Annotated in this window: 1 rRNA gene; it reads right to left on the bottom strand. The window is 41.2% G+C overall.

Features of this window, described 5'->3' with window-relative positions:
* Positions 1 to 99: ribosomal RNA gene (locus M3234_RS29130) — 23S ribosomal RNA — on the bottom strand; the annotation flags it as partial.
* Positions 100 to 204: the final 105 nt, after the last annotated feature.

Below are 204 nucleotides of genomic sequence, written 5' to 3'. Positions count from 1 at the left end.
AAGCTTACTTACAGCTCCCCGAAGCATATCGGTGTTAGTCCCGTCCTTCATCGGCTCCTAGTGCCAAGGCATCCACCGTGCGCCCTTTCTAACTTAACCTAAAAGGTTTTACTCTAATAATTAGAGAGAAAAACTAAAATGGCGATCACTCGGTTTTTACTTGGTTACTTCTTCTTTTACGATTATCTAGTTTTCAAAGAACGA

The sequence above is a fragment of the Neobacillus niacini genome, assembly GCF_023715785.1.
In the GTDB taxonomy this organism is placed as follows: domain Bacteria; phylum Bacillota; class Bacilli; order Bacillales; family Cytobacillaceae; genus Neobacillus; species Neobacillus niacini_E.
The sequence above is the reverse complement of the archived record's forward strand: the minus strand, read 5'-3'. Positions and strand labels throughout refer to the sequence as shown.